This window comes from Pseudomonas agarici, from assembly GCF_001543125.1.
Classification (GTDB): Bacteria; Pseudomonadota; Gammaproteobacteria; order Pseudomonadales; family Pseudomonadaceae; genus Aquipseudomonas; species Aquipseudomonas agarici.
On sequence record NZ_CP014135.1, the window covers coordinates 2,959,976 to 2,971,980 of the forward strand.

A 12,005-nucleotide genomic window follows, 5' to 3' on the forward strand; every position below is an offset into this window, starting at 1 on the left:
AACTTGAGCTAACGAACTCACCGTATAGGCCACTAAGAAATTAGTTTCTCCAGCTCATTGCTTGATAAACGTTTGAGAGCCTCCAAGGATTTAGCCAATTCTTCATCCAGGGATTGGTGCACCGTGCGGTGCGTTTCGACGCAGCGGCAAAAGGCTTGCAGGTCATGGGTTTCGAACAGCGACTTGAGTGGTACCTCGGCCCGCAACTGGTTGCGCAACCGGACAATGACCTGGGTAGCCAGCAACGAATGCCCACCCAGATCGAAGAAATTATCGTCAAGACCGACGCGTTCCACTTGCAAGACGTCCTGCCAGATCAGCGCCACTTCGCCTTCGAGCTCGCCTTGCGGAGCCCGCCAGGCGCGCCGGACAAATGTTTCATCGACACCTGGTAGCGCCTTGCGGTCCAGCTTGCCATTGGGCGTTAGCGGCAAGGCCTCAAGAAACAGCCAGTGCGCCGGCACCATGTAATCCGGCAGACTCGCGCGCAGGGCACCCTTGAGCGTTTCGCGCAACACCTGCGCCGACTCGCCATCCACCCGCCCCGCCAGCGGCACCGCATAAGCCACCAACTGCGAACCCGCCCCACCCTCTACCGCCAGCACCGCCACTTCCTGCAACTGCCCCTGCGCCAGCAACCGCGCCTCGATCTCTCCCAACTCAATACGAAAACCACGAACCTTCACCTGATGGTCGAGCCGCCCTACGTACTCCAGCACACCGTCGCGCCGGTAACGGCACAGATCGCCCGTGCGATACAAGCGCTCGCCGCTCTCGCCGAACGGATTGGGCACGAACTTCTCCGCCGTCAGCCCTGGGCGGAACAGGTAGCCACGGGTAATCCCCGCGCCCGCCAGGTACAGCTCCGCCGCCACACCTGGCGGCACCGGTTGCAACTGGCTGTCGAGCAGGTAGCTTTGCGTATTGGCCAGGGGGCGGCCAATGTTCGCCAGGCCACCGGCTTCACGTCGGGTCCAGGTCGAGTAGGTGGTGTCTTCCGACGGGCCGTACAGGTCGTAGACATGCTCGACCGACGCCAGCCCGTACAACGAATCCACCAGCGCTTGCTTAAGCGGTTCGCCGGCCAGGTTGATGATCCGCACGCTCGCCGGAATCTGTCCCGCACGCTGCAGTGCGGCTATGGCCGAGGGTACCGTGTTGATCAGCCGCACCTGGTCGCGAGCCGGTAGATCCGGCAGTTCCAGGGCATTACGCGCAAGGATGATCGAACCGCCCCTGGCCAGGGTCACGAACAACTCCCAGACCGACAGGTCGAAACAGATCGAGGTCGAGGCCAGGACACCTTGCAGGTCGTCCTGGCTATACACCTGCCGCGACCACTGGATCAGCGCCGCCACGTTGCGATGTGTAATCGCCACGCCCTTGGGCTGGCCCGTGGACCCGGAGGTGTAGATCACATACGCCAGGTTCTGCGCCGTCACGGCACTGTCTGGCGTCTGCGCCGGGTACTCCGCGAACGCCGTGCCCGTGGCCTCCAGCACCAGTATCTCAGCCTGCGGGACCGTCAGCCCCGCCAGCAGCTCGCGCTCGGTCAACAGCACCTTGGCACCGCTATCTTCGAGCATGTAGGCCACGCGCTCGGCCGGATAGTCCGGGTCCAGCGGCACATAGGTGCCGCCGGCCTTGAGCACGGCCAGCAAGGCCACCACCATCTGCGCCGAACGGCTCATCGCCACGCCGACCCGGACCTCCGGGCCGACGCCCGACTCGATCAGGCGATGGGCCAACTGGTTGGCCCGCCGGTTCAGTTGTTCGTAGCTCCAGTGCTGCGCGCCGACCGTCAGGGCGATGGCCTGTGGCTGGCTGCTCGCCTGGGCATCGATCTGCTGGTGAATGCACAGCTCACGCGGATAAGCCAGCTCGTTGGCGTTCCATGCCTCAAGCTGCAACCGGCGCTCGTCCGCCGACAGCAGCCCGAGTTCCCCAAGCGGACGCCGCACATCTTGCTGCATCAGGCTCAGCAGAGTATCCAGGTGCTGGCTGATCGCGCGGATCGACGCCTCGGCGAACTGTGCCCGGACATAGCGATAATGCAACGCCAGGGTGTCACTCAGACTGACCGTCAGGGTCAACGGATAGTTGCTCTGTTCATGGCTGTTCACCGGACCGAACTGCAACGCCTCGGGCGCGCCCTGCTGCAAGGCTTCGGACACCGGGTAGTTTTCGAACACCAGGATCGAATCGAACAGGGCCTCCCCACCGTATCCGGCCCAGCGCTGAATCTCGAACAGCGGCGTATGCTCCTGCTCGCGCAATGCAATGTTCTGCGCCTGTACGTCCTGCAACCAATCAGCCACTGTCTGCTCAGCACATGGGCTGGCGATGACCGGCAAGGTATTGATAAACAGACCGATCTGCTCCTCCACCCCCCTGAGCTCAGCCGGACGACCGGCAACCGTGGCACCGAAGCTCACCGCCCGCTGGCCGGTGTAGCGTTGCAACAGCAGCAGCCAGGCGGCTTGCAGAACGGTATTGACGGTGACTTTCTGCTGCCGGGCGAAGTCACCCAGCGCCTGCGTCCAGCGGCTATCGAACACCTGGTGATGATCGGCGTATCCGTCTGTGTCGCCTGCCGGCGTTGCCAGCGCATGCGCCAAACGGGTAGGCGCCTCCAGGCCACGCAGGTGTTCCAGCCAGTAGTCCTTGCTGGCCTGCTGATCCTGGGCCTGCAACCAGGCGATATAGTCCCGGTAACGCACCGCTGCCCGCCCCAGAGGCTGGCCGGCATAGGCCTGCAACACCTCGCCAAGCAACCGGGAACTGCTCCAGCCATCCATCAGGATGTGGTGGTGGGTATAGATCAGGTGGTGATGCGTGTCCTCGGTCTGCACCAGATAGACTCGCAACAAGGGCGCTTCGCTCAAGTTGAAGCCCCGCTTGAGCTCCTCGTTCGCCAGACGGTCGAGACCGGCCATCCGGGCGCCATCGCTCCGCCAGTCAAGCACGCTGAACGGCACACTGCAGTGCTTGTGGACCACTTGCAGCGGCTGATCGAGCCGGCCTTCCCAGAGGAAGCCACTGCGCAGGACTTCATGACGGTCAACCACCGATTGCCAGGCAGCAATGAAGCGCTCGGGGTCCAGGCCAGCGACATCGACCCGCAACTGATTGATGTAATCGCCAGCCGCCTGCTCGTACAGGCTATGGAACAACATGCCCTGCTGCATCGGCGCGAGGGGGAACAAATCCTCGACGGATGCGGCCTCCAGGGCCAGGCTGTCCAGTTGTTCTTGGGTCAGGCGCGCCAATGGGAAGTCCGCTGGGGTGACGCCGTGGCTGCTCGCCAGACAGCAATGCGCCACCAGCGCGGCAAGCTCAGCGGCATAGTCATCCGCCAGGCGCTGGATAAGTTCAGGGGCAAAGCGCTGCGCGCTGAACGTCCAGCCCAGGCTGAGCTCGCCGGCAAACACCTGGCCGTTCAAGGTCAACCAATTGCCCAAGGGCGCCAATCCGCTCTGCTCGGCACCCGCCGATTCGCTGGCGGGCGAGAACAGCGCCCGTTCGTCTTCGGCAAAACTGCCGTCGAACTGCCCAAGGTAATTGAACGTGATGCGTGGCTCCGCCAGTGCTGCCAGCGCAGCCCTGGTCGGTGCATCGCCCAGGTAGCGGAGCAGGCCAAAACCGATGCCCTTCGCGGGCGCAGCACGCAACTGCTCCTTGATCGTCTTGATCGCTTCGGGGAAATCCCCGCCCGGGTCCAGCCGGACCGGATACTTGCTGCTGAACCAGCCGACGGTGCGCGTCAGGTCGACCTCATCGAACAGCTCTTCGCGGCCATGGCCTTCGAGCTGGATCAACACCGCCGACTCGCCAGTCCACCTGGCGATCACCCGCGCCAGTGCGGTCAGCAGCAAATCGTTGACCTGAGTGCGGTAGGCCGCCGGAGCCTGCTGCAGCAGTTGCCGGGTCAAGCCGGCGGCAAGACGCGTATAAACCGTGATGCTTTGATCGTTACACGGCTCGCTCGCCAACCGCATACCCGGCAAGTCCGCCGGTGCATGTTGCAACCGCGCCTGCCAGAATGCCAGCTGCTCCTTGGCCGGGCCTTGCGCATAATCTTGCAGACGCTTCGCCCAGGCCTTGACGGAAGTGGTCTTGGCCGGCAGCGCCACCGGCTGCCCGTTGGCCAACTGCTGGTAGGCGCGTTGCAGATCCTCAAACAGAATCCGCCAGGACACGCCATCCACCACCAGATGGTGAATCACCAGCAACAGACGCTGGCTGCCGTCCTCCAGCGCCATCAACAACGCCTTGACCAGCGGCCCATCGCCCAGTTCGAGGCTGCGCTGGACTTGCAGGCCAAGCGTTTCGATCATCGACGGTGCCACGCCATGCACCTGCGCCAATACCGGGGCATCGTCCCAACAGCAGCGCTGTTCAGCGACGCTGCGGTACCTGGCGCGCCAGCCCTGCGGCTGCTCGCTGAACGATTGACGCAAGGCATCGTGGTGGATGATCAGGGCCTGCAAGGCCTGCTCCAGAAGCACTGGATCCAGAACCCTGCTCGATTGCAGCAACACCGACTGGTTCCAGTGGTGCCGTTCGGCAATCACCCGCTCGAAGAACGCCTGCTGAATCGGCAACAGCGGCAACTCACCGCTCACCGCGCCCTGATCGATAGCCGGCAGGTCCGCGCCCTCCTGGGCAATTGTCGCCAATCCCTGGACGGTCTGGTGCTGGAACAACTGCTTAGGAGTGAAACGGATACCCGCCTGGCGCGCCCGGCTGACGACCTGGATGGAAATGATCGAATCGCCGCCCAGCTCGAAAAAATTGTCGGTCAGGCCGACTTGCTCAAGCTTGAGGACGTCTTGCCAGATGGCTGCAATCCGCTGTTCAAGCGCACTGTGTGGCGCGATAAAGATCGGCCCCTGACCGCTCGGGACAGCCGGCAGGGCCTTGCGGTCCAGCTTGCCGTTGGCATTGAGGGGCAGACCTGGCACCAGCACCAGGTGCGCCGGAATCATGTAGTCCGGCAAGTAGGCGCGCAGTTGCAACAAAAGCTCGTTGCAGTGCCGCGCCTGAACTTGCGGATCGGCGCTCAGCAGCGTGCCATCGCCTGGAACCGCGTAGGCGACCAACTGCTTGCCGACCCGTCCTGGTACGGCAAGCACCGCCGCCTCCACCAGCGCCGGCAGGCGACGCAGGGCGGCGGCCACTTCACCCGGCTCGACGCGATAACCGCGAATCTTTACCTGATCGTCGATACGCCCAAGGTACTCGATGCCCTCGTCCGTCAAACGCCCGCGGTCGCCACTGCGGTACAGACGCCCACCCTCGCCGGACGGATCGGGAACGAAGCGCTGCGCCGTCAGGCCCGGCTGCCGCAGATAACCACGAGCCAATCCGGCACCGGCAATCTGCAACTCTCCCGGCACACCTTCGATCACCGGTTGCAAGTCGGCGTCGAGCAAATGGACCCGGATGTTGGCCAGCGGATGCCCCAACGGCGCGCGGATCGGCGAACGGTCCAGATCCAACGCGGTTGCCAGCACACCGATGGTGGTTTCACTCGGGCCATAGTGGTTGAACACCCGGCAGTGCGGCATCAGCGTGTGCACGCTGTCCAGCAGTTGCGCCGGGCAGGCTTCCCCCCCCAGGATCAAACAGCGACGCGGCAGCACCTGGCTCGGGTTGCGCGCCTTGAGCAACGCCGACAGATGCGAGGGAACAATCTTCAGGGCGTCGACCGCATGGGCGCTCATATAGGCGGCAAAGCCCTCGGCATCCATGGCCAGATCAGTGTCGATCAGATGCAACGTGCGCCCCGAGCACAGGGCGGCGAAGAGTTGCGTGTAACCCAGGTCGGCGGCCACGGTGGAAACCATGGCCAGACTGCGAACGTCCTCCAGCGACACCCGCTGCAACAGCGCCTGGACATAGTTGAGCAACGCAGCGTGGCTGACCATCACGCCCTTGGGACGCCCGGTGGAGCCTGAGGTGTAGATCAGGTAGGCAATGTTTTGCCCGGCGCTGGCCACTTCAGGGGCCTGCTGCTGGTCCGCGGCCCATGGCTCGCAGGCATCCAGTTCGAGCAGGCTGAACGGGCCGCTCAAGGCTGGCCGCTGGCACAGTTGCGCATCGCTGAGCAACAGGCCGATGCCACTGTCCGCCAGCAATTGCTGCTGGCGCTCGATGGGCGTCGTCACATCCAGGGCAAGGTAGCAGCCGCCCGCCTTGAGCACCGCCAGCATGGCGACAATCAATTCGATCGAGCGCGCCGCCGCAATGCCCACGCCCACCTCAGGCCCGACGCCTTGCGCGAGCAGTCGGGCGGCCAGGCGATTGGCCCAGCGCTCAAGCTCGCCATAGTTGATTTTCCGGTCGCCGCAGACCACTGCAATCGCCTCGGGATTCCGGGCGGCCTGACGCTCGAACAATGTCTGCACGCCGGCTGTCGGTGCGCCGTCGAAGGCTACGGCAAAATCCGTGACCGGCTTATCTCGCGCCCCCGTTACAACCTCGCCCAAATGGAGAGTCGGCTCGGCAATCAGGGTATCCAGCAACCCTTGCCAGTCGGCGGCCAGGCGCTCGATCGTCGCGGCACGGAACAGATCGGTGGCATAGATGAAGTTTGCCGAAAGTCCTTCTGCGTGCTCGACCGTTTCCAGCGTAAGGTCGAACTTGCTGCTGGCGTCGTCGCAGGCCAGGTGCTCGATCTGCAACGCCAGGCCGGCGGGTAGCTGCGCCTGTCCTGTGTCGCTCTGGTGATTGAGCATCACTTGAAACAGTGGACCGTGGCTCAGACTGCGTTGCGGCTGCAACGCCTCGACCAGTTGCTCGAACGGCAGGTCTTGGTGAGCCTGCGCGCCCAGCGCCGTCTGCTTGACCTGCTGCAACAGGTCGACGAAGCGCAGATGACCTTCGATCTTCGCGGCCAGCACCTGGGTATTGATGAAGAAACCGATCAGCCCTTCGGTTTCGAGTCGCTGCCGGTTGGCGATCGGTACGCCAACGCGGATATCCGCTTGCCCGCTGTAGCGGTACAACAGGAACTGGAACGATGCCAGCAGCACCATGAACGGCGTCACGCCTTCGCTACGGGCCAACCGCTTGAGGGCCTGGGCCTTGGCCAGCGGCAACTCCAGCTCCAGCCGGGCACCGCGATGACTCTGTTCGGCGGGACGGGCAAAATCCGTGGGCAATTGCAGAAGTGGATGCTCGTCGCCCAATTGATCCTGCCAGTACGCCAGTTGCCGTGCGCGCTCACCGGCCTCCATCCATTGTCGTTGCCAGATAGCGTAGTCGGCGTACTGGATCGGCAGGACCGGCCACTGTGGCGCATGGCTCTGGATACGCGCCAGATAGCCCTGGATCAGTTCGTCCACCAGCACCCGCATCGACACGCCGTCGGCGATGATATGGTGCAGGGTCATGACCAGCACATGATCGCCCGCTGCAATCTGCAGCACGTCGGCACGCAGCAAGGGCGCCAGCCGCAAGTCGAACAACTGCGAGCTGCGTGCCTGGATGAAAGCCTCGATCCGCTGGTGGCACCGGGCTTCATCGGGCTGCGGTTCAAGTACCTGGACGTTCAACCGCAGGCGGACTTCGGGCTCGATCACCTGAACCGCCTGCTCGCCGGCCTGCTCGAACCGCGTGCGCAAACTGGCATGGCGCACGATCAAGTCGTTAAAAGCCTGCTCAAGCGCAGCGAGGTCCAGCGAGCCACGCAGGCGCAAGGCACTGGGAATGTGATAGGCGGCGCTGTCTGGGTCGAGCTGCCAGAGAAACCATTGCCGTTGTTGGGCATAGGACAGCGGTATCGGTTCGAATTCATGGGCCATGGCTGGAATCGGCAGGTGACTCAGGCTCATGCCCTTGCCGGCGAGCCGTTCGAGAAAGACTTGGCGTTGCGCCAGAGGCAGGCGAATGAAACGCTGAACCAGCGCAAGGTTGTCCAATTCGGCCATCTCAATTCGTCTCCAGCTCGGTAAGAAAGTCATGCATGTCGCTAAGGTCCTGCGCCGAATGGGTATTCAGGCACCCCGCCAGGGCAGTGGCATACTCATGCAGGGTGCCGGCCTTGAAGATCAGCTCCAACGGCACCTCGGACCCCAATTGCATCTGGGCCATGGCCGTCGCCTGAGTCGCCAGCAATGAATGCCCGCCCAGTTCGAAGAAGTTGTCGTTGCGACCGACTTGCTCAAGTTTCAGTACGCTCCGCCAGATTCCGGCCAGCGTACATTCCAGTTCGCCGGTCGGCACCACGAAGCGGCGTTGCATCAAGCTGCCGTCGACCTTGGGCAAGGCCTTGCGATCCAGCTTGCCGTTAGGCGTCAAGGGCATGGCCTGGAGGAACAGCAGATAGGTTGGAATCATGTAGCCCGGCAGCACGTCCCTGAGCCGCTGATTGATCTCGTCGCGCAGGCGCTCCTGGGTCAGCAGCGGATCGCCCCCAGCCGCCGCATCGACCGGCACCAGATAGCCCACCAGTTGGACTCCCGACTGCCCTTGCCGGGCTAATACCACCGCCTCGCGCACGGCCGGATGTTCTTGCAGCCGGGCCTCGATCTCGCCCAACTCGATCCGGAAACCGCGCACCTTGACCTGATGGTCGATACGACCGAGGTAGTCGATCACCCCATCCGCCCGCTGGCGCACCACGTCGCCGCTACGATACAGCCGCCCTCCCGAGGCGAAGGGATCAGGGACGAAACGTTCGGCGGTCAGGCCAGGACGCTTCAAGTAACCCCGTGCCACACCCTCGCCGCCCAGGTACAACTCCCCCTCATGCCCCTGGGGCACGCGTTGCAGGTGGGCGTCGAGTACCGCAACGCTGCGATCGCCGACCCGATTGCCAATCGGCGCATAGGCCGCATCGCACTGCACGCCCCGAGCCGCTTTCCAGATCAGCGGGGTCACCACGGTTTCCGTTGGGCCATAGCCATTGATGATGAACTGTGGTTTCAGTGCCTGCATGGCCAGCTCGAAACTTGCCTGAGGTACCGCGTCGCCACCAAAGCAGTAGATGCGCACGGGCGGTGGATTGCCGTCCAGGGCGGCATGCTCGGCCAGTTGTTGCAGGTATGCGGGGGGAAATGCCGCGACTGTCACGCCATGGCGATGCAGGGCCCGGTAGGTCTGTTCCGGGGTCCACAAATGCGCGTCGCGGATCAGCAGGCGGCCACCGTGGATCAAGGTGGTTAGCCAGCGTTCATGGGCACCGTCGAAAGCGAAGGACATGAAATGCAGCTCGCAGTCCCGTTCGCTCATGGCATAACGCTCGCCAATCGCCAGACAGTGCATGGCCAGCGGACCATGGGCCACCATCACGCCCTTGGGCTGCCCAGTGGAGCCCGAGGTGTAGATGACATAGGCCAGACTTCGCGGGTCCGGCTGCAACGGCGGCGCGCTGCGGGGCAGCCCAGCCAGATCGAGCTGGTCCAGCAGCAGGCAACGCAGGTGCGCCGGCACTGGCAAGCGTGCGGCCAATGCTGAATCCGTCAGCAACAGGGCAACCCCCGAATCCTGCATCAGGTACGCCAATCGTTCGCCGGGGTATTCAGGGTCCAGGGGGACGTAGGCTGCACCTGCTTTGAGGATGGCCAGCAGGCCAACCACCATCTCCAGGCTGCGCTCCAGGGCGATTGCCACCAGCACCTCCGGACCGACGCCCTCCGCCCGCAGCCTGTGCGCCAATTGGTTGGCCCGCGCTTCCAGCTCGCCATAGGTCATTTGCTGCTCGCCAAACAGCAACGCCACCGCTTCGGGCGAGCGCTCGGCATGCGCCTGGATACGCTGATGCACGCAACGCTCGAACGGATAGCTGACACCGTCGGCACTCCAGCCTTGCAAACGGCTCGTCTGCGCCGGGGTCAGCAAGTCCAGCTCGCCGATGCAGCGTGTCGCATCCGTGGCAACCGAGCGCAGCAGATTCAGCCAGTGGCCGGCCATGCGCTCGATAGTCCCGCGGTCGAACAGATCGGTGGCGTAGGTCAGTGTCGCGAAGAGGCCTTGCGCGGTGTCGAAGGTATCCAGGGTCAGATCAAACGGTGAACTGGGGTTGTCCCATACCAGCCCTTCGACCCGCAGCCCTGGCAAGGCCCATTGATCCTGGCCCTGCCGGGTTTCGTTCTGATGGTTGTACATCACCTGGAACAGCGGGCTGTGGCTCAAGCTGCGTTGTGGGTGCAGGGCTTCGACCAACTGCTCGAATGGCAGGTCCTGATGGGCTTGGGCCTGTATCGCCACCTCGCGCACCGCGCGCAGCAACCCAGCGAACGACAACTGCCCCTCGACCCGAGCCCGCAGGACCTGGGTGTTGACGAAGAAACCGATCACACGCTCGGTCTCGATCCGGTTGCGGTTGGCAATCGGCACACCGACGCGGATGTCCGCTTGACCGCTATAGCGATGCAGCAGAGCCTGGAACGATGCCAGCAAGACCATGAACAAGCTCGCCTGCTCACGTCGGGCCAGGTCTTTCAGGGCCGACGCCAATTCGGTCGGCAAGGCGATATCGAAACTCGCGCCACGGTGACTTTGCACGGCGGGGCGTGGCCGATCGGCGGGCAACTCGAGGATCGGTTGTTCACCCCCCAGTTGGCCGGTCCAGTAGTCCAATTGTCGTGCGCGCGCTCCCGCCGCCAGCCATTGGCGTTGCCAGTGCGCATAGTCGGCGTACTGGATCGGCAGTGCGGGCAACTTGGGCGTCTCTCCCAGGCTGTAGGCGGTATAGAGTGCAATAAGCTCTTCCACCAGGATCGCCATCGACCAGCCATCGGAAATGATATGGTGCTGGGTCAGCACCAGCACCTGTTCCTCGGGCGTGACATGCAGCAGCTGCACGCGCATCAGCGGCTCTTGTTGCAGATCGAACAGCCTCTGCGTCTGGGCTTCGACGAACGCCAGGATGCGTGATTCACGTAACGACGCGTCCGCTGTCGGCTCCAGATGATGACGCTCAATGGTTATCCGCGCTTGCGGTCGAATCCGTTGAAAGACCCGCTCTCCTTCCTGGACAAACGTGGTGCGCAGGCTTTCGTGACGGGCGCAAAGGGTATCGACACTGCGTACCAGGGCCGGCAGATCCAGTTGGCCGTGCAGGCGCAATGCGCTCGGAATGTGATACGCGCTGCTCTGGGGATCGAGACGCCAGAGGAACCATTGACGTTCCTGGGCAAACGACAGCTCAAGCGGTTGTTCGCGGTCGACCGGCAGCAACGGCGGTTCAACATGCCCAGCCTCCTGCCCCAGGGCCTTGACGAAATCGCTCAGCACGCTGTGCTCGAACAACGCACGCAGGGGAACATCGAGCGCCAGGGCTTTCCTTGCACGGGAGATAACCTGGGTAGCCAGCAGAGAATGGCCGCCCAGCTCGAAGAAGTTGTCGTTCAGCCCGACTCGCTCGACCTTCAGCACCGCCTGCCAGATCGCCGCGATCTGCTGTTCCAGCGCCGTGACCGGAGCGACAAAAGCCTGTTGCGCCTGGCTAGCATCCGGCAGTGGCAGGGCCTTGCGGTCCAGCTTGCCATTCGGGCTCAACGGCAATCCCTCAAGGAACAGCACGTGCGTCGGTACCATATAGTCCGGCAGGCTGTCCTTGAGCCGGGCACGCATCCGCTCGCGCACAGCCGCCTGCTCCGCCGGCCCGGCCTGACTCACCGAGCGTTGCGTCGGCACCACATAGGCCGACAGTTGCAGGCCACTGCTGCCCGGCACCGCCAGCACGATGGCCTCGCGTACCGCCTCCTGCTCCAGCAGGCGCGCTTCGATCTCGCCCAGTTCGATACGAAAGCCACGGATCTTCACCTGATGGTCGATCCGTCCGGCGTACTCCAACACCCCCTCGGCATTGAACCGCGCCAGATCGCCGGTACGGTACAACCGGGCACCGCTGCCGTAGAACGGGTCCGGCAGGAAGCGCTCGGCGCTCAACCGCGCCCGACCGAAATAGCCCCGCGCCAACAACTCGCCGCCGATCACCAATTCGCCCACCACGCCGATCGGGGCCGGTTGGCCGCTGTCGTCCAATACATAGA

2 protein-coding genes are annotated in these 12,005 nt (G+C 63.7%); both read right to left on the minus strand.

The window, feature by feature from the left end; genetic code table 11:
• Nucleotides 1-32: 32 nt before the first annotated feature.
• Nucleotides 33-7,934 carry a non-ribosomal peptide synthetase gene (locus AWM79_RS12920; RefSeq protein ID WP_060783020.1) on the minus strand — a complete coding sequence of 2,634 codons (7,902 nt, stop codon included), beginning with the start codon at nt 7,932-7,934 and terminating at the stop codon, nt 33-35.
• Nucleotide 7,935: 1 nt separating this feature from the next.
• Nucleotides 7,936-12,005 (minus strand): non-ribosomal peptide synthetase (locus tag AWM79_RS12925; RefSeq protein WP_156430175.1); only part of this gene is annotated, 4,070 nt, incomplete at its 5' end.